The organism is Pseudomonas abietaniphila, from assembly GCF_039697315.1.
GTDB lineage: Bacteria > Pseudomonadota > Gammaproteobacteria > Pseudomonadales > Pseudomonadaceae > Aquipseudomonas > Aquipseudomonas abietaniphila_B.
This window is the reverse complement of the sequence record NZ_CP155619.1, coordinates 2,518,210-2,540,874: the sequence shown is the minus strand read 5'-3', so window position 1 is coordinate 2,540,874 and position 22,665 is coordinate 2,518,210. Positions and strand designations below refer to the sequence as shown.

Genomic DNA, 22,665 nt, shown 5'->3' with positions numbered 1-22,665 from the left:
TCTCTGCTCCGCCAGGAGGAAAGGCCTTGAAAGACCTACTGAATTTGCTGAAAAACCAGGGTCAAGTCGAAGAGTTCGACGCCATCCGTATTGGATTGGCATCGCCTGAGATGATCCGTTCGTGGTCGTTCGGTGAAGTTAAAAAGCCGGAAACCATCAACTACCGTACGTTCAAACCTGAGCGTGACGGCCTGTTCTGCGCCAAGATCTTTGGCCCGGTAAAGGATTACGAGTGCCTGTGCGGTAAGTACAAGCGCTTGAAGCATCGTGGCGTGATCTGCGAAAAGTGCGGCGTTGAAGTTGCACTGGCCAAGGTCCGTCGTGAGCGTATGGCTCACATCGAACTGGCGTCCCCGGTTGCCCATATCTGGTTCCTGAAATCGCTGCCGTCCCGTATCGGCCTGCTGATGGACATGACCCTGCGTGATATCGAGCGCGTTCTCTATTTCGAGAGCTATGTCGTTATCGATCCAGGCATGACCACCCTTGAAAAGGGTCAGCTGCTGAACGACGAGCAGTACTTCGAAGCCCTCGAAGAGTTCGGTGATGACTTCGACGCCCGCATGGGTGCCGAGGCTGTCCGCGAGCTGCTGCACGCAATCGATCTGGAGCACGAGATTGGCCGTCTGCGCGAAGAGATTCCGCAAACCAACTCCGAAACCAAGATCAAGAAGCTGTCCAAGCGCCTGAAGTTGATGGAGGCCTTCCAGGGTTCCGGCAACCTGCCTGAGTGGATGGTGTTGACCGTTCTGCCGGTTCTGCCGCCAGATCTGCGTCCACTGGTTCCACTGGATGGCGGCCGCTTCGCGACGTCTGACCTCAACGATCTGTATCGTCGAGTGATCAACCGTAACAACCGTTTGAAGCGCCTGCTGGATCTGTCCGCTCCTGACATCATCGTGCGCAACGAAAAGCGTATGCTGCAGGAAGCTGTGGATGCGCTGCTCGATAACGGTCGCCGCGGTCGTGCCATCACCGGTTCCAACAAGCGTCCTCTGAAATCCCTGGCTGACATGATCAAGGGTAAGCAAGGTCGTTTCCGTCAGAACTTGCTCGGTAAGCGTGTTGACTACTCCGGTCGTTCGGTAATTACCGTAGGCCCGACCCTGCGTCTGCATCAGTGCGGTCTTCCCAAGAAGATGGCGCTTGAGCTGTTCAAGCCGTTCATTTTCGGCAAGCTGGAAATGCGTGGTCTGGCGACCACCATCAAGGCTGCGAAAAAGATGGTCGAGCGCGAGCTGCCGGAAGTTTGGGACGTTCTCGCCGAAGTTATCCGCGAACACCCAGTGTTGCTTAACCGTGCACCAACCCTTCACCGTCTGGGCATCCAGGCGTTTGAACCGGTTCTGATCGAAGGTAAGGCTATCCAGCTGCACCCTCTGGTCTGCGCGGCCTACAACGCCGACTTCGACGGTGACCAAATGGCCGTTCACGTGCCGCTGACGCTGGAAGCCCAGCTGGAAGCGCGCGCGCTGATGATGTCGACCAACAACATTCTGTCGCCAGCTAACGGTGAGCCAATCATCGTTCCTTCGCAGGACGTTGTACTGGGTCTGTACTACATGACCCGTGAAGCGATCAACGCCAAAGGCGAAGGTCGCGTGTTCGCGGATCTGCAGGAAGTCGACCGCGTATTCCGCGCCGGCGAAGCTGCTCTGCACGCCAAGATCAAGGTTCGTATCAACGAAACCGTTAACGATCGTGATGGCGGCAGCGTGACCAATACCCGCATCGTCGACACGACTGTCGGCCGTGCGTTGCTGTTCCAGGTGGTTCCGGCTGGCCTGTCGTACGACGTGGTCAACCAGCCAATGAAGAAAAAGGCGATCTCCAAGCTGATCAACCAGTGCTACCGCGTGGTTGGTTTGAAAGAGACTGTCATCTTCGCTGACCAGCTGATGTACACCGGTTTTGCCTACTCGACGATCTCGGGCGTTTCCATTGGTGTTAACGACTTCGTTATCCCGGATGAGAAAGCACGCATCATCGACGCGGCGACCGAAGAAGTTAAAGAGATCGAAAGTCAGTACGCCTCTGGCCTGGTAACTCAGGGCGAGAAGTACAACAAGGTAATCGACCTCTGGTCCAAGGCGAACGACGAAGTTTCCAAGGCGATGATGTCCAACCTCTCGAAAGAGAAGGTTGTCGACCGTCACGGCGAAACCGTGGACCAAGAGTCGTTCAACTCGATGTACATGATGGCTGACTCGGGTGCGCGGGGTTCCGCAGCACAGATTCGTCAGCTGGCCGGTATGCGTGGCCTGATGGCCAAGCCGGACGGCTCGATCATCGAGACGCCGATCACCGCGAACTTCCGTGAAGGTTTGAGCGTACTTCAGTACTTCATCTCGACTCACGGTGCTCGTAAAGGTCTGGCGGATACCGCGTTGAAAACCGCGAACTCCGGTTACCTGACCCGTCGTCTGGTTGACGTGGCACAAGACCTGGTTGTGACCGAAGTGGACTGCGGCACCGAGCAAGGCCTGGTCATGACGCCGCACATTGAAGGCGGCGACGTGGTAGAGCCTTTGGGCGAACGTGTACTGGGTCGTGTTATTGCCCGTGACGTGTTCAAGCCTGGCACCGAGGACGTCATCGTTCCGGCCGGTACTCTGGTGGACGAGAAGTGGGTCGAATTCATCGAGCTGAACAGCATCGACGAAGTGATCGTACGCTCGCCAATCAGCTGCGAAACCCGCTACGGCATCTGCGCCAAGTGCTACGGTCGCGATCTGGCCCGTGGTCACCAGGTGAACATCGGTGAAGCTGTCGGTGTTATCGCCGCCCAGTCGATCGGTGAGCCAGGTACCCAGCTGACCATGCGTACGTTCCACATCGGTGGTGCGGCAAGCCGTACTTCCGCTGCCGACAGCGTTCAGGTGAAAAACGGCGGTATCGTCCGTCTGCACAACCTGAAGCACGTCGAGCGTCTTGACGGCAACCTGGTCGCGGTATCGCGTTCCGGTGAGCTGGCGATCGCCGACGAGTTCGGTCGTGAGCGTGAGCGTTACAAGCTGCCCTACGGTGCAGTGATCTCGGTGAAGGAAGGCGACAAGGTCGACGCTGGCTCTATCGTAGCCAAGTGGGATCCGCATACTCACCCGATCGTTACCGAAATGAAAGGTACCGTGACCTACGTGGGCATGGAAGAAGGTATTACGATCAAGCGCCAGACCGACGAACTGACCGGTCTGACCAACATCGAAGTACTCGACGCCAAAGACCGCCCTGCAGCCGGCAAGGACATCCGTCCTGCGGTGAAGATGGTCGGTATCGATGGCAAAGATCTGCTGCTTCCGGGTACTGACGTACCGGCTCAGTACTTCCTGCCTGCGAACGCCCTGGTCGGTGTTGCGGACGGCGCTCAAGTGGGTGTGGGTGATGTTATCGCCCGTATTCCACAAGAGACTTCCAAGACCCGTGACATCACTGGTGGTCTGCCGCGCGTTGCTGACTTGTTCGAAGCGCGTCGTCCGAAAGAAGCGTCGATCCTGGCAGAAGTCAGCGGTACGATCGCGTTCGGTAAAGAGACCAAAGGCAAGCGTCGTCTGGTGATTACACCGAACGACGGTAGCGATCCGTATGAAGAGCTGATTCCTAAGTGGCGTCACCTGAACGTCTTCGAAGGTGAGCAAGTGAACCGCGGTGAAGTGATCTCCGACGGTCCTAGCGATCCGCATGACATCCTGCGTCTGCTGGGTGTCAGCGCTCTGGCGAAATACATCGTCAACGAGATTCAAGACGTTTACCGCCTGCAAGGCGTGAAGATCAACGACAAGCACATCGAAACGATTCTTCGTCAGATGCTGCGTAAGGTCGAGATCTCCGAGTCGGGTGATTCGAGCTTCATCAAGGGCGACCAGATGGAGTTGACGCATGTACTGGTTGAGAACGAGCGTCTGGCGGCGGATGAGAAATTCATCTCGAAGTTCACTCGCGTGCTGCTCGGTATCACCAAGGCATCGTTGTCCACCGAATCGTTCATCTCGGCGGCCTCCTTCCAGGAGACCACTCGCGTACTGACCGAAGCGGCTGTAACCGGCAAGCGCGACTACCTGCGCGGCCTGAAAGAAAACGTGGTCGTGGGTCGTTTGATCCCGGCCGGTACCGGTCTGGCTTATCACAGCGAGCGTAAGCGTCGTCGTGAAATGGACAAACCGACCCGTGTGAGTGCGAGCGAAGTTGAAGCAGCACTGACCGAAGCGTTGAACTCAAGCAGTAATTGAGAGTAAGGCCCTGATTTTCATGTCATCCAGACCGCAGGCAATTTGCTGTGAGAGGGTGGCATAAGGTCGGGGCTTTGCCTTGACTGGGGACAGGATCCTCTTTAGACTCTTGTACCCCTAAATTTGGCGGGACGTGTGTCCTGCCATTTTGCTTTTCTTGTAAGACAATAGCGTCGCAAGACAACAGTGGAGCTAGTAGATGGCAACTATCAACCAGCTGGTACGTCAGCCGCGTAAGCGTATCGTCGAGAAATCCGACGTGCCTGCGCTGCAGAACTGCCCGCAACGTCGTGGCGTGTGCACTCGCGTGTACACCACTACGCCGAAAAAACCTAACTCGGCACTGCGTAAAGTATGCCGTGTGCGTCTGACCAACGGTTTCGAGGTTTCCTCGTACATCGGCGGTGAAGGCCACAACCTGCAAGAGCACAGCGTCGTCCTGATCCGTGGCGGCCGTGTAAAAGACTTGCCAGGTGTTCGTTACCACACCGTTCGCGGCTCCTTGGATACATCCGGCGTTAAAGGCCGTAACCAGGGTCGTTCGAAGTACGGTACCAAGAAGCCTAAGTAGTAGCGGCTTTTTGTAAAACTGAATCATCTATTTTTCTGAGTCGATAAGAGTAAGGTCGGAGGCGTCCCGTAAGGGCACCGATTCCGAGCGAACCTGAAGACCGTTTGAGGGCTTATCCATGCCAAGAAGACGCGTAGCAGCCAAGCGCGAAGTGCTTGACGATCCAAAATACGGAAGCCAGATCCTGGCGAAGTTCATGAACCACGTGATGGAAAGCGGCAAGAAAGCCGTTGCCGAGCGTATCGTTTATGGCGCGCTGGAAAAGGTTAAAGAACGCAAGAACAGCGACCCCCTGGAAATCTTCGAGAAAGCTCTCGACGCCATCGCTCCGCTGGTCGAAGTAAAGTCGCGCCGTGTAGGCGGTGCTACTTACCAGGTTCCGGTCGAAGTTCGTCCGTCCCGTCGCAATGCTCTGGCAATGCGTTGGCTGGTAGACTTCGCGCGCAAGCGCGGTGAGAAGTCTATGGCTCTGCGTTTGGCTGGCGAACTGCTGGATGCCGCTGAAGGCAAAGGTGCTGCGGTCAAGAAGCGTGAAGACGTGCACCGTATGGCTGAGGCCAACAAGGCTTTCTCGCACTACCGCTTCTAATCTCAGCGTCACTATTTTTGCGAGGGCTTTATGGCTCGTACTACTCCGATTAACCGCTACCGTAACATCGGTATCGTTGCTCACGTGGATGCTGGTAAAACCACCACCACCGAGCGCGTCCTTTTTTACACTGGCAAAAGTCACAAGATGGGCGAGGTGCATGACGGCGCCGCGACCACAGACTGGATGGTTCAGGAGCAGGAGCGTGGTATTACCATCACTTCTGCTGCTATTACCGCCTTCTGGCAGGGTTCTCAGAAGCAGCACAAGGACCAGTACCGTTTCAACGTCATCGATACCCCGGGTCACGTAGACTTCACCATTGAGGTTGAGCGTTCCCTGCGTGTGCTCGACGGCGCGGTCGTGGTGTTCTGTGGTACTTCCGGTGTAGAGCCGCAGTCCGAAACCGTATGGCGTCAAGCCAACAAATACGGTGTTCCGCGTATCGTTTACGTGAACAAGATGGACCGTGCTGGCGCTAACTTCCTGCGCGTGATCGCTCAGATCAAGCAGCGTCTGGGTCACACCCCAGTGCCGATTCAGCTGGCTATCGGTTCCGAAGATAACTTCCAGGGTCAGATCGATCTGATGACCATGGAAGCGGTTTACTGGAACGACGCTGACAAAGGCATGGCTCCACGCCGTGAGCCAATTCCTGCCGAGTTGCAAGAATTGGCCGAAGAGTGGCGCAGCAACATGGTTGAGGCTGCGGCCGAAGCCAGCGAAGAACTGATGAACAAATACCTCGAGGGTGAAGAGCTCTCCATCGAGGAAATCAAGGCGGCTCTGCGTCAGCGTACTATTGCCGGTGAGATTGTTCTGGCAGTTTGCGGTTCCTCGTTCAAGAACAAGGGCGTGCCTCTGGTTCTCGACGCCGTTATCGACTACCTGCCTGCTCCAACCGACATTCCTGCTATCAAGGGTTCCAACCCTGATAACGAGGAAGAAGAGATGGAGCGTCATGCAGACGACAACGAGCCGTTCTCGGCTCTGGCGTTCAAGATCGCTACCGACCCATTCGTGGGTACTTTGACCTTCGTCCGCGTTTACTCGGGCGTGTTGGCATCCGGCGACGGCGTGATCAACTCGGTCAAGGGCAAGAAAGAGCGCGTGGGTCGTATGGTGCAAATGCACGCTAACGCCCGTGAAGAGATCAAGGAAGTTCGCGCTGGCGACATCGCGGCCCTGATCGGCATGAAGGACGTCACCACTGGTGAAACCCTGTGCAACGCCGACAAGCCAATCATCCTCGTGCGGATGGATTTCCCGGAGCCGGTTATTTCGGTTGCGGTTGAGCCAAAAACCAAGGATGACCAGGAAAAAATGGGTATCGCACTGGGCAAACTTGCTCAGGAAGACCCTTCTTTCCGCGTCAAGACTGATGAAGAGACTGGTCAAACGATCATCTCCGGCATGGGCGAATTGCACCTGGACATCCTGGTTGACCGGATGCGCCGTGAGTTCAACGTCGAAGCCAACATCGGTAAGCCTCAGGTTTCGTATCGTGAGCGCATCACGAAAAACTGTGAAATCGAAGGCAAGTTCGTTCGTCAGTCCGGTGGTCGTGGTCAGTTCGGCCACTGCTGGATTCGTTTTGCACCTGCTGACGAAGGTCAGGAAGGTCTGCAATTCCTGAACGAAGTAGTGGGTGGTGTGGTTCCTAAGGAATACATCCCGGCTATCCAGAAAGGTATCGAAGAGCAGATGAAGAACGGCGTAGTTGCCGGCTATCCGCTGATCGGCCTGAAGGCTACCGTGTTTGATGGTTCTTACCACGACGTCGACTCGAACGAGATGGCGTTTAAGGTGGCTGCCTCCATGGCGACCAAGCAACTGGCCCAGAAGGGCGGTGGTGAGTTGCTTGAGCCGATCATGGCGGTAGAGGTTGTTACGCCTGAAGACTATATGGGTGACGTGATGGGCGACCTCAATCGTCGTCGCGGCATGATCCTGGGTATGGAAGACACGGTTTCCGGCAAGGTAATTCGCGCCGAGGTTCCGCTGGGTGAGATGTTCGGTTATGCGACCGATGTCCGCTCCATGTCCCAAGGTCGCGCAAGCTACTCTATGGAATTCAAAAAATACAATACAGCGCCGTCGCACATCGTCGAAACTGTAACCAAAAAACAAGGCTGATTCAGCGCCTTTAGGCTAGGAGTTATTTGTCGTGGCTAAAGAAAAATTTGAACGTAACAAACCGCACGTCAACGTTGGCACTATCGGTCACGTTGACCACGGTAAAACCACTCTGACCGCTGCTCTGACTCGCGTCTGCTCCGAAGTTTTCGGTTCGGCTAAAGTCGACTTCGACAAAATCGACAGCGCGCCAGAAGAAAAAGCTCGTGGTATCACCATCAACACCGCTCACGTTGAATACGATTCGGCCGTTCGCCACTACGCGCACGTTGACTGCCCAGGTCACGCCGACTACGTAAAAAACATGATCACCGGTGCTGCTCAGATGGACGGCGCTATCCTGGTTTGCTCGGCCGCTGATGGTCCGATGCCACAAACCCGTGAGCACATCCTGCTGTCCCGTCAGGTTGGCGTTCCGTACATCGTTGTCTTCCTGAACAAGGCTGACATGGTTGACGACGCTGAGCTGCTGGAACTGGTTGAGATGGAAGTTCGTGACCTGCTGAGCACTTACGAGTTCCCAGGCGACGACACTCCGATCATCATCGGTTCGGCTCTGATGGCTCTGAACGGCCAAGACGACAACGAGATGGGCACCTCTGCCGTTAAGAAACTGGTTGAGACTCTGGACAGCTACATCCCAGAACCAGTTCGTGCTATCGACAAGCCGTTCCTGATGCCAATCGAAGACGTGTTCTCGATCTCGGGCCGCGGTACTGTTGTAACTGGCCGTGTTGAGCGTGGCATCATCAAGATCCAGGAAGAAGTCGAGATCGTGGGTCTGCGTGACACCACCAAGACTACTTGCACTGGCGTTGAGATGTTCCGCAAGCTGCTGGACGAAGGTCGTGCTGGCGAGAACTGCGGCGTTCTGCTGCGTGGCACCAAGCGTGACGACGTTGAGCGTGGTCAGGTTCTGGTTAAGCCAGGTACCGTTAAGCCACACACTCAGTTCGAAGCTGAAATCTACGTTCTGAGCAAAGAAGAAGGCGGCCGTCACACTCCGTTCTTCAAAGGCTACCGTCCACAGTTCTACTTCCGTACTACCGACGTAACTGGTAGCTGCGAACTGCCGGAAGGCACCGAAATGGTTATGCCAGGTGACAACGTTAAAGTTTCCGTCACTCTGATCAAGCCAATCGCAATGGAAGACGGTCTGCGTTTCGCTATCCGTGAAGGCGGTCGTACCGTCGGCGCTGGCGTCGTAGCCAAAATCATCGCTTAAGCGTTGATTTGAGAAAAAGCCCCCGCTTGCGGGGGCTTTTTTATTGGGTTGACACTCTGTTAGCTCGTCTATAGAATTGCGCCTCCTTTTAACGGGCGTATTGCGCTCGGTGGGAAGTAGCCTGGAGTCTGAAATCCAATGCAAAATCAGCAAATCCGTATCAGGTTGAAGGCTTTTGACCATCGCCTGATCGACCAATCCACCCAGGAAATCGTGGAAACCGCGAAACGTACTGGTGCTCAAGTGCGTGGTCCAATTCCACTGCCTACCCGTAAAGAGCGGTTCACCGTTCTGGTCTCTCCGCACGTCAACAAAGACGCGCGCGACCAGTACGAGATCCGTACTCATAAGCGCGTTCTGGACATCGTCCAGCCAACGGATAAAACCGTTGATGCACTTATGAAGCTTGATCTTGCGGCAGGTGTGGAAGTGCAGATCAGCCTCGGCTAAGACTTGGGTCTTAGTCGTGTAACGCTCTGAAATGGGCGGCCATAGCGGGTGAAAGCCCCGTACACTCATGAGGTTTACAACATGACTATTGGTGTAGTCGGTCGTAAATGCGGTATGACCCGTATTTTCACCGAAGAAGGTGTCTCCATTCCGGTCACGGTCATTGAGATCGAACCGAATCGCGTCACCCAGTTCAAAACCGAAGAAAGCGATGGCTATCGTGCAGTGCAAGTCACTGTCGGTGAGCGTCGTGCTTCGCGTGTGACTGCCGCTCAGGCAGGCCACTTCGCTAAAGCGAACGTTGCCGCTGGTCGTACCGTCTTGGAATTCCGCCTTGAAGAAGGCGAATACAAGGCTGGCGATCTGATCAATGCAGAAATCTTCGCAGCTGGCCAACTGGTAGATGTTACCGGTCAGTCGAAAGGTAAAGGCTTCGCCGGTACCATCAAGCGTTGGAATTTCCGCGGTCAGGACAACACCCACGGTAACTCCGTCTCCCACCGCGTCCCAGGCTCTATCGGCCAGTGCCAGACTCCTGGTCGTGTATTCAAGGGCAAAAAAATGTCCGGTCATATGGGCGCTGAGCGCGTGACCGTGCAGTCCCTGGAAGTAGTGCGCGTGGACGCTGAACGCAATCTGTTGTTGGTCAAGGGTGCTGTTCCTGGCGCTACTGGCGGCAACGTGGTTGTACGTCCAGCAGCCAAGGCTCGCGGTTAAGGGGAAGCTGACATGCAATTAAATGTAAATGACGCTCAAGCGATCGAAGTTTCCGAACTGACATTTGGCGGCGAATTCAACGAGACGCTGGTTCACCAAGCAGTCGTGGCCTACATGGCTGGCGGCCGTCAAGGTAGCAAGCAGCAGAAGACCCGTTCCGACGTTTCCGGTGGCGGTAAGCGCCCATGGCGTCAGAAGGGTACTGGCCGTGCTCGTGCCGGTACTATCCGTAGCCCAATCTGGCGTGGCGGTGGTACCACTTTCGCAGCACGTCCACAGGACCACTCTCAGAAGCTCAACAAGAAGATGTATCGCGCAGCACTGCGCTCCATCTTGGCTGAGCTGGTTCGTACTGATCGTCTGGTCGTGGTTCAGGACTTCGCTGTTGAAGCACCGAAAACCAAAGATCTGCTGAACAAGCTGAACGGCATGGGCCTGACTGACGTCCTGATCGTGTCTGACGCTGTTGACCAGAATCTGTACCTGGCTGCTCGCAACCTGCCGCACGTAGATGTACGTGACGTTCAAGGTTCCGATCCAGTTAGTCTGATCGCATACGACAAAGTGTTGATCACTGTGTCGGCCGTGAAGAAATTCGAGGAGCTGCTGGGATGAACCAGGAACGCGTATTTAAAGTTCTGCTTGGCCCGCACGTTTCCGAGAAGGCTACGGTTCTGGCAGACAAAAAAGGTCAGTTCGTTTTCAAGGTTGCTACTGATGCAACCAAGCTGGAAATCAAGAAGGCCGTCGAAAGCCTGTTCAGCGTGAAAGTAGAGCGCGTGACTACCCTGAATGTTCTGGGTAAGACCAAGCGTACTGCTCGCGGCCTGGGCAAGCGTAATGACTGGAAGAAGGCAGTAATCTCCCTTCAGCCAGGCCAAGATCTCGATTTCAGCAGCAGTGCTGAGTAAGGAAGGGGTGCATCATGGCAATCGTTAAATGCAAACCGACTTCCCCTGGCCGCCGTTTTGTGGTCAAGGTGGTCAACCAGGAGCTGCATAAAGGCGCTCCTCACGCACCGCTGCTCGAGAAAAAATCGAAGTCTGGTGGTCGTAACAACAATGGCCGTATTACCACTCGTCACATTGGTGGTGGTCATAAGCAGCATTATCGTCTGGTCGATTTCCGTCGCAACGACAAAGATGGCATCGCTGCCACTGTCGAGCGTATCGAATACGATCCAAACCGTACTGCTCACATCGCACTGCTGCTGTACGCAGACGGCGAGCGTCGTTACATCATCGCACCTAAGGGTGTGAGTGCTGGCGACCAGCTGATCGCAGGCGCTCTGGCTCCAATCAAGCCAGGCAACGCTCTGCAACTGCGCAACATCCCAGTCGGTTCTACCGTTCACGGTATCGAGCTCAAGCCTGGTAAAGGTGCTCAGATCGCTCGTTCCGCTGGTGCTTCGGCTCAGCTGATCGCTCGTGAAGGTGTCTACGTGACTCTGCGTCTTCGCTCCGGTGAAATGCGTAAAGTCCTGTCCGAATGCCGTGCAACTCTGGGTGAAGTTTCGAACTCCGAGCACAGCCTGCGTTCGCTGGGTAAAGCTGGTGCCAAGCGCTGGCGTGGCGTTCGCCCAACCGTTCGTGGTGTTGCCATGAACCCGGTTGACCACCCACATGGTGGTGGTGAAGGTCGTACCTCTGGTGGTCGTCATCCGGTATCGCCGTGGGGCTTCCCGACTAAGGGCGCGAAGACTCGTGGTAATAAGCGTACCGACAAAATGATCGTCCGTCGTCGCAAGTAAATAGAGGGATACGACAGTGCCACGTTCTCTGAAAAAAGGTCCTTTTATTGATCTTCACCTACTGAAGAAGATCGAAGTGGCGGCGGAAAAGAACGATCGCAAACCAGTTAAAACCTGGTCGCGTCGTTCGATGATCCTGCCACAAATGGTCGGTTTGACCATTGCTGTGCATAACGGTCGTCAGCATGTTCCTGTTCTCGTGAACGAAGACATGGTCGGCCACAAACTGGGCGAGTTTGCCGGTACCCGCACTTATCGTGGGCACGTGGCAGACAAGAAAGCCAAGCGTTAAGGGGTAAGGAACGATGGAAGTAGCCGCTAAGTTGTCGGGCGCTCGAATCTCCGCCCAGAAAGCCCGCTTGGTCGCCGACCAGATCCGCGGGAAGAAGGTGGGCGAAGCGCTCAACCTGTTGGCTTTCAGCAGTAAGAAAGCCGCCGAGATCATGAAAAAAGTGCTGGAGTCGGCCGTAGCCAACGCCGAGCATAACGAAGGCGCAGACGTTGATGACCTGAAGGTCTCCACCGTTTTCGTCAACGAAGGGCGTTCGCTGAAGCGCATCATGCCACGTGCCAAAGGCCGTGCTGATCGCATCGTCAAGCGGTCTTGCCATATCACTGTCAAGGTTGCTGACAAGTAACGGAGTCGAAGAGATGGGTCAGAAAGTACATCCCATTGGCATTCGCCTGGGAATCGTCAAGGAGCACACCTCCGTCTGGTACGCAGACGGTCGGACTTATGCGGACTACTTGTTCGCTGATCTGAAGGTGCGTGAGTATCTCCAAGACAAACTAAAAAGCGCGTCCGTAAGCCGTATCGATATCCATCGTCCGGCTCAAACTGCACGTATCACCATCCACACCGCTCGTCCCGGCATCGTGATCGGCAAGAAAGGTGAAGATGTTGAGAAACTGCGTCAGGACCTGACCAAGCAAATGGGTGTGCCTGTGCACATCAATATCGAAGAGATCCGCAAGCCGGAGCTCGACGGTATGCTGGTTGCGCAGAGCGTAGCTCAGCAGCTGGAGCGTCGCGTAATGTTCCGTCGCGCTATGAAGCGCGCAGTACAGAACGCCATGCGCATTGGTGCCAAAGGCATCAAAATCCAAGTGAGCGGTCGTCTCGGCGGTGCTGAAATCGCACGTACTGAATGGTATCGCGAAGGTCGTGTGCCACTGCACACCCTGCGTGCCGACATCGACTATGCCAACTACGAAGCTCACACCACTTACGGTGTGATCGGTGTAAAGGTTTGGATCTTCAAAGGCGAAGTAATTGGTGGTCGCCAAGAAGAGCTGAAGCCACAAGCACCAGCGCCTCGTAAAAAAGCTGCTAAGTAAGGGGTACGCCAAATGTTGCAACCAAAGCGTACGAAGTTCCGCAAGCAGATGACCGGCCACAACCGTGGTCTGGCACTGCGCGGTAGCAAAGTCAGCTTCGGCGAATATGCGCTGAAGTCTGTTGCTCGTGGTCGTCTCACCGCTCGTCAGATCGAGTCAGCGCGTCGTGCACTGACCCGTCACGTAAAACGTGGCGGCAAGATCTGGATCCGTGTATTCCCGGACAAGCCTATCTCCAAAAAGCCCCTCGAAGTTCGTATGGGTAAAGGTAAGGGTAACGTGGAGTACTGGGTTGCCCAGATTCAGCCAGGCAAAGTCCTGTATGAAATCGAGGGTGTTTCCGAAGAGTTGGCGCGTGAGGCTTTCGCCCTGGCTGCTGCAAAGCTGCCGCTCGCCACCTCCTTTGTTAAGCGGACGGTGATGTGATGAAAGCGAATGAACTTCGTGAAAAATCAGCACAGCAACTGAACGAGCAACTGCTCGGCTTGCTGCGCGACCAGTTCAATCTGCGTATGCAGAAAGCAACTGGCCAGTTGGGGCAGTCTCACCTGCTCTCGCAAGTTAAGCGTGACATCGCTCGCGTGAAGACTGTGCTCAACCAGCAGGCAGGTAAGTAATCATGGCTGAAGCCGAAAAAACCGTCCGTACGCTGACTGGCCGTGTTGTCAGCGACAAGATGGACAAGACCATCACCGTTCTGATCGAGCGTCGCGTAAAGCACCCGATCTACGGTAAATACGTTAAGCGTTCGACTAAGCTGCACGCGCACGACGAAACCAACCAATGCCACATCGGCGACAAGGTCACTATTCGTGAAACTCGTCCGATGGCCAAGACCAAATCTTGGGCCCTGGTTGATGTTCTCGAACGCGCTGTGGAAGTCTAAGGGCTAGGGGTCGGAGAAATTATATGATTCAGACTCAATCCATGCTCGATGTGGCCGATAACAGCGGCGCTCGCCGCGTTATGTGCATCAAGGTGCTTGGTGGCTCTCATCGTCGTTACGCTGGTATCGGTGACATCATCAAAGTAACCGTCAAGGAAGCAATTCCTCGCGGCAAGGTGAAAAAAGGCCAAGTGATGACTGCTGTTGTAGTCCGCACCCGCCACGGTGTTCGTCGTGCAGACGGCTCCATCATCCGCTTCGATGGCAACGCTGCTGTTCTGTTGAACAACAAGCAAGAGCCGATTGGCACCCGTATCTTTGGGCCAGTGACCCGTGAGCTTCGTACTGAGAAGTTCATGAAGATCGTCTCGCTCGCCCCAGAAGTGCTGTAAGGAGATCCGACATGCAAAAGATTCGTCGTGACGACGAGATCATCGTGATCGCCGGCAAAGACAAAGGTAAGCGCGGTAAGGTGCTCAAGGTTCTCGCTGACGACCGTCTGGTCGTTGGTGGGATCAACCTGGTGAAGCGTCATACCAAGCCTAACCCGATGTCGGGCGTACAGGGCGGTATCGTCGAGAAAGAAGCGCCACTGCACGCTTCCAACGTCGCCATTTTCAACGGCGCAACCAACAAGGCTGACCGCGTTGGTTTCAAAGTTGAAGACGGCAAAAAAATTCGTGTCTTCAAGTCGACCCAAAAAGCGGTTGATGCTTGAACACTGCTAGGTAGAAGACCATGGCACGACTGAAAGAGATTTACTGGAAGGAAATCGCACCCAAGCTTAAGGAAGAACTTAAGCTGGCGAACGTGATGGAAGTTCCACGCGTAACAAAGATCACCCTGAACATGGGTCTGGGCGAAGCGATCGGCGACAAAAAAGTCATCGAGCACGCTGTTGCTGACCTGGAAAAGATCACCGGTCAAAAAGTCGTTGTGACTTACGCTCGGAAATCCATCGCTGGCTTTAAAGTCCGTGAAGGTTGGCCGATCGGCGTCAAAGTGACTCTGCGCCGCGATCGTATGTATGAGTTCCTGGATCGTCTGCTGTCGATCTCCCTGCCTCGGGTTCGCGACTTCCGCGGCCTGAATGCCAAGTCCTTCGATGGTCGTGGCAACTACAGCATGGGCGTGAAAGAGCAGATCATTTTCCCGGAAATCGACTACGACAAGATCGATGCTCTCCGCGGTCTGGACATTACCCTGACCACCACTGCCAAGAACGATGACGAAGGCCGCGCTCTGCTGCGTGCTTTCAAATTCCCGTTCCGCAACTGATTGGAGTAGGAAAATGGCCAAGAAGAGCATGAAAAACCGTGAGCTGAAGCGTCAGCTCACCGTTGCCAAGTACGCCACCAAGCGTGCAGCACTGAAAGCAATCATCGTAGATCTGAACGCAAGTCCAGAAGCTCGTTGGGAAGCTACCGTTGCGCTGCAGAAGCAACCACGTGACGCAAGCGCTTCGCGCATGCGTAACCGTTGCCGCCTGACTGGTCGTCCGCACGGCGTTTACCGCAAGTTCGGCCTTGGCCGTAACAAGCTGCGTGAAGCTGCAATGCGTGGTGACGTTCCAGGTCTGGTTAAAGCCAGCTGGTAAGTCGTCCTTCTCGTTCTACGCGGGTGGGTTTCTCCGGAAACCGACCAGCGTAGGACCTGAATTCGAATCAAGCCCCTTTTGGGGCTTGATTCGTTTCTGGGGTACGTCTAGAATTGCCGGCTCGCCAGAGCCCGTGTTTTTACGTGCCTGAGTTTTTTTGGCGACAAGCAGTAGCCGCAAGGCTAATTATTTTGTATTAGGAGCGTCTAGCCCATGAGTATGCAGGACCCGTTAGCGGACATGCTAACTCGTATCCGTAATGCCCAGATGGCTGAAAAGCCCGTCGTAAGCATGCCATCCTCCACTTTGAAGGTGGCTGTAGCTAAAGTCCTGAAAGACGAAGGCTACATTGCGGGTTATCAGATCAGCAGTGAAACAAAGCCCTTGCTGTCTATCGAGCTGAAATACTTCGAAGGCCGTCCGGTCATCGAAGAAGTCAAGCGCGTTAGCCGTCCAGGCCTGCGTCAGTACAAGTCCGTCGATGATCTGCCAAAAGTTCGTGGCGGTCTCGGTGTGTCTATCGTCTCCACCAACAAAGGTGTGATGACGGATCGTGCTGCGCGCGCTGCCGGTGTCGGCGGCGAAGTGCTTTGCACTGTGTTCTAAGGGGGGGATAAGCATGTCACGCGTAGCTAAGAACCCCGTTAAGTTGCCAGCAGGCGTCGAAGTAAAACTCGTCGGCCAGCAGCTTTCGGTGAAGGGTGCCAAGGGTACTCTCGACCTGAACATTCACTCGTCCGTTGAAATTGTTGAAGAAGCTGGTGAGCTGCGTTTCGCTGCTCGCAATGGCGATCAACAAACTCGCGCAATGGCCGGTACCACTCGTGCGTTGGTAAACAACATGGTCCAGGGCGTAAGCCAAGGCTTCGAGCGCAAGCTCCAGCTGGTCGGTGTTGGTTACAAAGCGCAAGCAAAAGGCACGGTGCTGAACCTGGCCCTTGGCTTCTCGCACCCAGTGGACTACGAATTGCCAGCAGGCATCACCGCTGAGACCCCCAACCAAACCGATATCTTCATCCGTGGTATCGACAAGCAGTTGGTTGGTCAAGTGGCCGCTGAGATCCGCGACTTCCGCCGTCCAGAGCCATACAAAGGCAAAGGCGTGCGTTACGCGGACGAAGTCGTCCGTCGTAAAGAAGCCAAGAAGAAGTAGGGCATAGCAAATGACCGTCAAAAAAGTTACCCGACTGCGTCGCGCTCGCAAAGCACGCCTGAAAATGCACGAACTCGAAGTCGTGCGTCTCTGCGTGTACCGCTCTTCGCAGCACATTTATGCCCAGGTCATTTCGGCCGACGGCAGCAAAGTCCTGGCAAACGCCTCGACTTTGGACAAAGAACTGCGTGATGGCGCCACTGGCAACATCGACGCGGCCACTAAAGTTGGCCAGCTGATCGCTGAGCGTGCGAAAGCCGCCGGTGTATCTCAAGTGGCTTTTGATCGTTCCGGCTTCAAGTACCACGGTCGCGTCAAGGCGCTGGCTGATGCTGCTCGTGAAGGCGGGCTGGAGTTCTAAGTTATGGCAAATAACGACCAAAAACGCGACGAAGGCTACATTGAGAAGCTGGTTCAAGTTAATCGCGTAGCAAAAACCGTAAAAGGCGGCCGTATCTTCACTTTCACCGCGTTGACCGTGGTGGGTGATGGTAAGGGTCGTGTTGGCTTCGGCCGTGGCAAGTCACGTGAAGTGCCTGCTGCGATCCAGAAGGCAATGGAAGCTGCTCGCCGCAACATGATCCAGGTTGATCTGAACGGCACTACCCTGCAGTACGCCATGAAGTCCGCTCACGGTGCTTCGAAGGTTTACATGCAGCCTGCTTCTGAAGGTACTGGCATCATCGCCGGCGGCGCAATGCGTGCTGTCCTGGAAGTTGCTGGTGTTCAGAACGTTCTGGCCAAGTGCTACGGTTCGACCAACCCAGTCAACGTTGTTCACGCAACGTTCAAGGGTTTGAAGGCTATGCAGTCCCCTGAGTCCATCGCTGCCAAACGCGGCTTGAACGTGCAGGAGATCATCTGATCATGGCTACCGTAAAAGTTACTTTGATCAAAAGCATGACCGGCCGTATCCCTAACCACAAACTGTGCGTTAAGGGTCTGGGTCTGCGTCGCATCGGTCACACTGTAGAAGTCGTTGATACCCCGGAAAACCGTGGAATGATCAACAAGGCTTACTACATGCTGCGAGTCGAGGGTTAATCGATGAAACTCAATGATCTGAGTCCAGCGCCGGGTTCCCGTCGCGAGAAGCATCGTCCGGGCCGTGGTATCGGTAGTGGTTTGGGTAAGACCGGTGGCCGCGGCCACAAAGGTCAGACCTCCCGCTCCGGTGGCACCATTGCTCCGGGCTTCGAAGGCGGCCAACAGCCGTTGCATCGTCGTCTGCCTAAGTTCGGCTTCGTCTCTTTGAAGGCTATGGATCGTGCAGAAGTTCGCACCTCCGAGCTGGCTAAAGTTGAAGGCGTTGTAACTGTGCAGTCCCTGAAGGATGCCAACGTGATCAACCAAAACGTACAGCGTGTGAAAATCATGCTGTCCGGTGAGGTTACTCGCGCGGTCACCCTCAAAGGTATCGCAGCCACCAAAGGTGCGCGTGCGGCTATCGAAGCAGCTGGCGGCAAGTTCGAGGAATAAATGGCTAAGCAAGGTGCTCTCTCAGCGCTCAGCAAAAGCGGCGGGTTGTCCGAGCTCTGGGCTCGACTGCGTTTCCTGTTCCTGGCGATTATCGTCTACCGGATCGGTGCGCATATCCCAGTTCCAGGTATCAACCCTGACCGGCTGGCGGACCTGTTTCGACAGAATGAGGGGACCATTCTTAGCTTATTCAACATGTTTTCCGGTGGTGCGCTGGAGCGCATGAGCATTTTTGCACTGGGGATCATGCCGTACATTTCGGCATCGATCATCATGCAGCTCATGACCGCTGTCAGCCCACAACTGGAGCAGTTGAAGAAGGAAGGTGAGGCTGGTCGTCGTAAGATCAGCCAATACACCCGCTATGGCACCGTCGTCCTGGCGTTGGTTCAAGCTATTGGCATGTCCATTGGTTTGGCCGGTCAGGGCGTTGCTTTCTCTGCAGATATCGGCTTCCACTTCGTGGCGGTCACCACCTTCGTGGCTGGTGCGCTGTTCATGATGTGGCTGGGCGAGCAGATCACTGAGCGCGGTGTTGGTAACGGTATCTCGATGTTGATTTTTTCGGGTATCGTCGCCGGTCTTCCGAGAGCGATCGGGCAGTCTTTCGAGTCTGCACGTCAGGGTGATATCAACATTTTCGCTTTGGTCGCCATCGGTTTGCTGGCAGTAGCGATTATCGGTTTCGTGGTGTTCATTGAGCGTGGTCAGCGTCGTATCGCTGTTCACTACGCCAAGCGTCAGCAGGGCCGTAAGGTCTTCGCTGCGCAGACCAGCCACTTGCCGCTGAAAGTGAACATGGCCGGTGTTATTCCGGCCATTTTCGCAAGCAGCATCTTGCTGTTTCCGGCTTCGTTGGGTGCCTGGTTCGGTCAGTCTGAAGGTATGGGCTGGTTGCAGGACATCTCGCAGTCGATCGCTCCTGGTCAGCCGTTGAATATTCTGCTGTTTAGTGCAGGGATTATTTTCTTCTGCTTCTTCTATACGGCGTTGATGTTCAATCCGAAAGACGTAGCGGAAAACCTGAAGAAGTCCGGTGCCTTTATTCCGGGCATTCGTCCTGGTGAGCAGTCGGCGCGCTATATTGATGGCGTTCTGACCCGTCTGACCATGTTCGGTGCTCTTTATATGATGGCCGTGTGCCTGTTGCCCCAGTTCCTGGTGGTTGCTGCAAACGTGCCGTTCTACCTTGGCGGGACCTCGTTGCTGATCGTGGTCGTGGTTGTGATGGACTTCATGTCCCAAGTGCAATCTCACCTCGTTTCGCACCAGTATGAATCCCTGATGAAGAAAGCCAACCTGAAGGGCTACGGCAGCGGCATGCTGCGCTGAAGCACCCATAAGGTTCGAGGAGTTGGTGATGAAAGTTCGTGCATCGGTGAAAAAGCTGTGCCGTAACTGCAAGATTATTCGCCGCGAAGGTGTTGTTCGAGTAATTTGCAGCGCGGAACCACGTCACAAGCAGCGCCAAGGCTGAGTGTGATCTGTGCTATAAGCCCAGCAGCTAGTGCGCTGCTGGGTTGATTATTTGTTATTACAGCGATATTATCTCGCGCCCTATTTCTTGGCTTCCGGGGCGTAGGTAGCTGTCAATTGGAGTCCCACTGAATGGCCCGTATTGCAGGCGTTAACATTCCAGATAACAAGCATACTGTTATCTCGCTGACCTACATCTATGGTGTTGGTCGCACGACTGCACAGAAAATCTGTGCTACCACCGGGGTTAACCCGGCGGCAAAGATCAAAGATCTGAGCGACGAGCAGATTGAACAGCTGCGTGGCGAAGTCGCGAAGTTCACCACTGAAGGTGACCTGCGTCGCGAAATCAACATGAAAATCAAGCGCTTGATGGACCTCGGTTGCTATCGCGGTCTGCGTCATCGTCGTGGTCTTCCAGTACGCGGTCAGCGTACCAAGACTAACGCGCGTACCCGTAAAGGTCCGCGTAAGCCGATCCGCAAGTAATCGCCCCAGCGAATCGACAGGAATTAAATCATGGCAAAACCTGCTGCTCGTCCTCGTAAAAAAGTTAAAAAGACAGTGGTTGATGGCATCGCCCACATCCATGCATCTTTTAACAACACCATCGTGACCATTACCGACCGTCAAGGTAACGCTCTTTCCTGGGCTACCTCCGGTGGTTCGGGTTTCCGCGGTTCCCGCAAGTCCACCCCGTTCGCTGCTCAAGTAGCTGCTGAACGTGCTGGTCAAGCTGCGCTGGAATACGGCCTGAAAAACCTCGACGTTAACGTCAAGGGTCCAGGTCCAGGTCGTGAATCTGCAGTTCGTGCTTTGAACGGCTGTGGCTACAAGATCGCCAGCATCACCGACGTGACGCCAATCCCGCACAACGGGTGCCGTCCGCCGAAGAAGCGCCGCGTGTAATCCAGGAGATTGTAAAGAATGGCTCGTTACATTGGTCCAAAATGCAAACTCGCTCGTCGCGAAGGCACCGATCTCTTCCTGAAGAGCGGCGTGCGCGCGATCGAATCGAAGTGCAACATCGAAGCTGCACCAGGTATCCACGGTCAGCGCCGCGGTCGCCAATCCGACTACGGCACCCAACTGCGTGAAAAGCAGAAAGTCCGTCGTATCTATGGCGTTCTCGAGCGTCAGTTCAGCGGTTACTACAAAGAAGCTGCCGGCAAGAAAGGCGCTACGGGTGAGAACCTGCTGCAACTGCTCGAATGCCGTCTGGACAACGTCGTATACCGTATGGGTTTCGGTTCTACTCGTGCCGAATCTCGTCAACTGGTATCGCACAAGTCGGTTAGCGTCAACGGCAAAACCGTTAACGTTCCGTCCTACCAGGTTCGTGCTGGTGACGTAGTCGCTATTCGCGAAAAAGCGAAAAACCAACTGCGTATCGTCCAGGCTCTCGATCTGTGTGCCCAACGTGGCCGCGTAGAATGGGTAGAAGTAGACACTGAGAAGAAATCTGGCGTTTTCAAAAGCGTTCCAGCTCGCAGTGATCTGTCCGCCGACATCAACGAAAGCCTGATTGTCGAGCTCTACTCCAAGTAAGGGCTAGAAAATAGGTGCATCCATGCAGATTTCGGTAAATGAGTTCCTGACACCCCGCCACATTGATGTGCAGGTTGTCAGTCCAACCCGCGCCAAGATCACACTCGAGCCTCTCGAGCGTGGTTTCGGCCATACCCTGGGCAACGCGCTGCGCCGCATCCTGTTGTCCTCCATGCCCGGCTGTGCAGTAGTCGAGGCCGAGATTGACGGTGTACTCCACGAGTACAGCGCCATCGAAGGTGTACAGGAAGATGTCATTGAAATCCTGTTGAACCTTAAAGGTCTGGCTATCAAGCTGCACGGTCGAGACGAAGTTACGCTGACCTTGTCGAAGAAGGGTTCGGGGGTGGTTACCGCTGCCGATATTCAGCTGGATCATGATGTCGAGATCGTTAACCCCGATCACGTAATCGCTAACCTGGCGTCTAACGGCGCCCTGAACATGAAGCTCGTTGTAGCTCGTGGTCGCGGTTATGAACCAGCAGACTCGCGTCAGAGCGACGAAGACGAAAGCCGCAGCATCGGTCGCTTGCAGCTTGACTCCTCGTTCAGCCCGGTTCGTCGTATCGCATACGTGGTGGAAAACGCCCGTGTCGAACAACGTACTAACCTGGACAAACTGGTTATTGATCTGGAAACCAACGGTACTCTGGATCCTGAAGAGGCAATCCGCCGCGCTGCAACCATTCTGCAACAGCAGTTGGCTGCGTTCGTCGACCTCAAAGGTGACAGTGAGCCAGTGGTAGTCGAACAGGAAGACGAGATCGATCCGATCCTGCTTCGTCCGGTTGACGATTTGGAACTGACCGTACGTTCGGCCAACTGCCTTAAGGCGGAGAACATTTACTACATCGGTGACCTGATTCAGCGCACCGAAGTAGAACTGTTGAAGACTCCGAACCTGGGCAAGAAATCCTTGACTGAAATCAAGGACGTTCTGGCTTCTCGTGGTCTCTCCCTCGGCATGCGCCTCGACAACTGGCCGCCTGCAAGTCTTAAGAAGGACGACAAGGCGACTGCCTGATCGTCGTAATCACCGAACGTTGTGTTTGGTAAGGAATGAACCATGCGTCATCGTAAAAGTGGACGTCACCTGAGCCGTACCAGCTCTCACCGTAAGGCCATGTTCCAAAACATGGCGGTGTCGCTGTTCGAGCACGAGCTGATCAAAACTACCCTGCCGAAAGCCAAGGAACTGCGCCGCGTTGCCGAGCCGCTGATCACCCTGGCCAAGGTTGATAGCGTTGCTAACCGTCGTCTGGCATTTGACCGTACCCGTTCGAAAGAAATGGTCGGCAAGCTGTTCAACGACCTGGGCAAGCGTTATGCAACTCGTGAGGGTGGCTACCTGCGCATCCTCAAGTGCGGTTTCCGCGCTGGCGACAACGCGCCAATGGCGTACGTCGAACTGGTTGATCGTCCTGTCGGTGGCTCTGTAGAAGCTGCTGAATAAGACGTCAGTCGTTACAAAGAACCGGGCCTAGTGCCCGGTTTTTTGTTTTTCGGCATTCACTAAATACAACG

General features: G+C 54.9%; 33 protein-coding genes. All 33 read left to right on the top strand.

All coding sequences use genetic code 11. The features are described 5' to 3' along the window. Positions 1 to 26 precede the first annotated feature (26 nt). The 33 genes from rpoC (at position 27) to rplQ (ending at position 22,594) form a co-directional block, all read left to right on the top strand. Positions 27 to 4,226 carry a DNA-directed RNA polymerase subunit beta' gene (gene rpoC / locus ABDX87_RS11255; protein ID WP_346832909.1) on the top strand — a complete coding sequence of 1,400 codons (4,200 nt, stop codon included), beginning with the start codon at positions 27 to 29 and terminating at the stop codon, positions 4,224 to 4,226. 199 nt (positions 4,227 to 4,425) lie between these two features. After that, positions 4,426 to 4,797 carry a 30S ribosomal protein S12 gene (gene rpsL / locus ABDX87_RS11250; protein WP_002555494.1) on the top strand — a complete coding sequence of 124 codons (372 nt, stop codon included), beginning with the start codon at positions 4,426 to 4,428 and terminating at the stop codon, positions 4,795 to 4,797. Positions 4,798 to 4,915: 118 nt separating this feature from the next. After that, positions 4,916 to 5,386 (top strand): 30S ribosomal protein S7, encoded by a 471-nt coding sequence (rpsG, locus tag ABDX87_RS11245; protein WP_002555493.1) that lies wholly within the window; start codon positions 4,916 to 4,918, stop codon positions 5,384 to 5,386. A gap of 30 nt (positions 5,387 to 5,416) precedes the next feature. Beyond that, positions 5,417 to 7,522, top strand: a complete 2,106-nt coding sequence (gene fusA / locus ABDX87_RS11240) for an elongation factor G (protein ID WP_346832908.1) — start codon at positions 5,417 to 5,419, stop codon at positions 7,520 to 7,522. A 31-nt stretch (positions 7,523 to 7,553) separates the two neighbouring features. Beyond that, entirely contained in the window at positions 7,554 to 8,747 is a 1,194-nt protein-coding gene (gene tuf / locus ABDX87_RS11235; protein ID WP_110948918.1) for an elongation factor Tu, read from the top strand. Positions 8,748 to 8,885: 138 nt separating this feature from the next. Further along, positions 8,886 to 9,197 carry a 30S ribosomal protein S10 gene (gene rpsJ / locus ABDX87_RS11230; RefSeq protein ID WP_003186070.1) on the top strand — a complete coding sequence of 104 codons (312 nt, stop codon included), beginning with the start codon at positions 8,886 to 8,888 and terminating at the stop codon, positions 9,195 to 9,197. 81 nt (positions 9,198 to 9,278) lie between these two features. Continuing rightward, positions 9,279 to 9,914: a 50S ribosomal protein L3 gene (gene rplC, locus ABDX87_RS11225; RefSeq protein WP_062384476.1), complete on the top strand. Its 636-nt coding sequence runs from the start codon at positions 9,279 to 9,281 to the stop codon at positions 9,912 to 9,914. Positions 9,915 to 9,926: 12 nt separating this feature from the next. Next, positions 9,927 to 10,529, top strand: coding sequence for a 50S ribosomal protein L4 (gene rplD, locus ABDX87_RS11220; protein ID WP_008374167.1), 603 nt, complete (start codon positions 9,927 to 9,929; stop codon positions 10,527 to 10,529). Further along, on the top strand, positions 10,526 to 10,825 hold the full coding sequence (gene rplW / locus ABDX87_RS11215) for a 50S ribosomal protein L23 (protein WP_008374165.1): 300 nt from the start codon (positions 10,526 to 10,528) through the stop codon (positions 10,823 to 10,825). The genes rplD and rplW overlap by 4 nt, the downstream gene beginning before the upstream one ends. Before the next feature lie 14 nt (positions 10,826 to 10,839). Then, positions 10,840 to 11,664, top strand: coding sequence for a 50S ribosomal protein L2 (rplB, locus tag ABDX87_RS11210; protein WP_003317104.1), 825 nt, complete (start codon positions 10,840 to 10,842; stop codon positions 11,662 to 11,664). A 16-nt stretch (positions 11,665 to 11,680) separates the two neighbouring features. Further along, positions 11,681 to 11,956, top strand: coding sequence for a 30S ribosomal protein S19 (rpsS, locus tag ABDX87_RS11205; protein ID WP_002555486.1), 276 nt, complete (start codon positions 11,681 to 11,683; stop codon positions 11,954 to 11,956). A gap of 13 nt (positions 11,957 to 11,969) precedes the next feature. Next, entirely contained in the window at positions 11,970 to 12,302 is a 333-nt protein-coding gene (rplV, locus tag ABDX87_RS11200; protein ID WP_003103908.1) for a 50S ribosomal protein L22, read from the top strand. 13 nt (positions 12,303 to 12,315) lie between these two features. Beyond that, a complete protein-coding gene (gene rpsC / locus ABDX87_RS11195) occupies positions 12,316 to 13,002 on the top strand; it encodes a 30S ribosomal protein S3 (protein WP_003176422.1) in 687 nt (228 codons plus the stop codon). A gap of 12 nt (positions 13,003 to 13,014) precedes the next feature. Continuing rightward, the gene (rplP, locus tag ABDX87_RS11190) at positions 13,015 to 13,428 is read left to right on the top strand and encodes a 50S ribosomal protein L16 (RefSeq protein ID WP_019409905.1); all 414 of its coding nucleotides are present in this window, start codon (positions 13,015 to 13,017) and stop codon (positions 13,426 to 13,428) included. Continuing rightward, positions 13,428 to 13,619, top strand: a complete 192-nt coding sequence (gene rpmC / locus ABDX87_RS11185) for a 50S ribosomal protein L29 (protein WP_002555481.1) — start codon at positions 13,428 to 13,430, stop codon at positions 13,617 to 13,619. Before rplP ends, rpmC begins: the two co-directional genes overlap by 1 nt. Before the next feature lie 2 nt (positions 13,620 to 13,621). Beyond that, entirely contained in the window at positions 13,622 to 13,888 is a 267-nt protein-coding gene (gene rpsQ / locus ABDX87_RS11180) for a 30S ribosomal protein S17 (RefSeq protein ID WP_003194644.1), read from the top strand. A gap of 23 nt (positions 13,889 to 13,911) precedes the next feature. Beyond that, positions 13,912 to 14,280, top strand: coding sequence for a 50S ribosomal protein L14 (gene rplN, locus ABDX87_RS11175; RefSeq protein ID WP_002555479.1), 369 nt, complete (start codon positions 13,912 to 13,914; stop codon positions 14,278 to 14,280). Positions 14,281 to 14,291: 11 nt separating this feature from the next. After that, positions 14,292 to 14,606: a 50S ribosomal protein L24 gene (gene rplX, locus ABDX87_RS11170; RefSeq protein WP_002555478.1), complete on the top strand. Its 315-nt coding sequence runs from the start codon at positions 14,292 to 14,294 to the stop codon at positions 14,604 to 14,606. Between the two features lie 20 nt (positions 14,607 to 14,626). Continuing rightward, positions 14,627 to 15,166, top strand: coding sequence for a 50S ribosomal protein L5 (rplE, locus tag ABDX87_RS11165; RefSeq protein ID WP_074758962.1), 540 nt, complete (start codon positions 14,627 to 14,629; stop codon positions 15,164 to 15,166). 13 nt (positions 15,167 to 15,179) lie between these two features. Beyond that, a complete protein-coding gene (gene rpsN, locus ABDX87_RS11160; protein ID WP_003228726.1) occupies positions 15,180 to 15,485 on the top strand; it encodes a 30S ribosomal protein S14 in 306 nt (101 codons plus the stop codon). Positions 15,486 to 15,698: 213 nt separating this feature from the next. Continuing rightward, a complete protein-coding gene (gene rpsH, locus ABDX87_RS11155) occupies positions 15,699 to 16,091 on the top strand; it encodes a 30S ribosomal protein S8 (RefSeq protein WP_020290698.1) in 393 nt (130 codons plus the stop codon). A gap of 13 nt (positions 16,092 to 16,104) precedes the next feature. After that, positions 16,105 to 16,638 (top strand): 50S ribosomal protein L6, encoded by a 534-nt coding sequence (rplF, locus tag ABDX87_RS11150; RefSeq protein ID WP_074758964.1) that lies wholly within the window; start codon positions 16,105 to 16,107, stop codon positions 16,636 to 16,638. A 10-nt stretch (positions 16,639 to 16,648) separates the two neighbouring features. Beyond that, a complete protein-coding gene (rplR, locus tag ABDX87_RS11145) occupies positions 16,649 to 16,999 on the top strand; it encodes a 50S ribosomal protein L18 (RefSeq protein ID WP_037017727.1) in 351 nt (116 codons plus the stop codon). A gap of 3 nt (positions 17,000 to 17,002) precedes the next feature. After that, complete coding sequence (rpsE, locus tag ABDX87_RS11140; protein WP_062384493.1) at positions 17,003 to 17,503, top strand: 30S ribosomal protein S5; 501 nt, start codon at positions 17,003 to 17,005, stop codon at positions 17,501 to 17,503. Positions 17,504 to 17,505: 2 nt separating this feature from the next. Continuing rightward, positions 17,506 to 17,682, top strand: a complete 177-nt coding sequence (gene rpmD, locus ABDX87_RS11135) for a 50S ribosomal protein L30 (protein WP_028621547.1) — start codon at positions 17,506 to 17,508, stop codon at positions 17,680 to 17,682. 3 nt (positions 17,683 to 17,685) lie between these two features. Continuing rightward, a complete protein-coding gene (gene rplO, locus ABDX87_RS11130; protein WP_037017733.1) occupies positions 17,686 to 18,117 on the top strand; it encodes a 50S ribosomal protein L15 in 432 nt (143 codons plus the stop codon). Beyond that, positions 18,118 to 19,449: a preprotein translocase subunit SecY gene (gene secY, locus ABDX87_RS11125; RefSeq protein WP_062384496.1), complete on the top strand. Its 1,332-nt coding sequence runs from the start codon at positions 18,118 to 18,120 to the stop codon at positions 19,447 to 19,449. A 28-nt stretch (positions 19,450 to 19,477) separates the two neighbouring features. Next, positions 19,478 to 19,594 (top strand): 50S ribosomal protein L36, encoded by a 117-nt coding sequence (gene rpmJ, locus ABDX87_RS11120; RefSeq protein WP_002555468.1) that lies wholly within the window; start codon positions 19,478 to 19,480, stop codon positions 19,592 to 19,594. 131 nt (positions 19,595 to 19,725) lie between these two features. Then, on the top strand, positions 19,726 to 20,082 hold the full coding sequence (gene rpsM / locus ABDX87_RS11115; RefSeq protein WP_004883692.1) for a 30S ribosomal protein S13: 357 nt from the start codon (positions 19,726 to 19,728) through the stop codon (positions 20,080 to 20,082). 30 nt (positions 20,083 to 20,112) lie between these two features. Then, positions 20,113 to 20,502, top strand: coding sequence for a 30S ribosomal protein S11 (gene rpsK, locus ABDX87_RS11110; RefSeq protein WP_002555466.1), 390 nt, complete (start codon positions 20,113 to 20,115; stop codon positions 20,500 to 20,502). A gap of 18 nt (positions 20,503 to 20,520) precedes the next feature. After that, positions 20,521 to 21,141, top strand: a complete 621-nt coding sequence (gene rpsD, locus ABDX87_RS11105) for a 30S ribosomal protein S4 (RefSeq protein ID WP_037017742.1) — start codon at positions 20,521 to 20,523, stop codon at positions 21,139 to 21,141. A gap of 22 nt (positions 21,142 to 21,163) precedes the next feature. Further along, positions 21,164 to 22,165 carry a DNA-directed RNA polymerase subunit alpha gene (locus tag ABDX87_RS11100; RefSeq protein WP_007970428.1) on the top strand — a complete coding sequence of 334 codons (1,002 nt, stop codon included), beginning with the start codon at positions 21,164 to 21,166 and terminating at the stop codon, positions 22,163 to 22,165. A gap of 42 nt (positions 22,166 to 22,207) precedes the next feature. Then, a complete protein-coding gene (gene rplQ / locus ABDX87_RS11095) occupies positions 22,208 to 22,594 on the top strand; it encodes a 50S ribosomal protein L17 (protein ID WP_062384499.1) in 387 nt (128 codons plus the stop codon). The last annotated feature ends 71 nt before the right edge of the window (positions 22,595 to 22,665 follow it).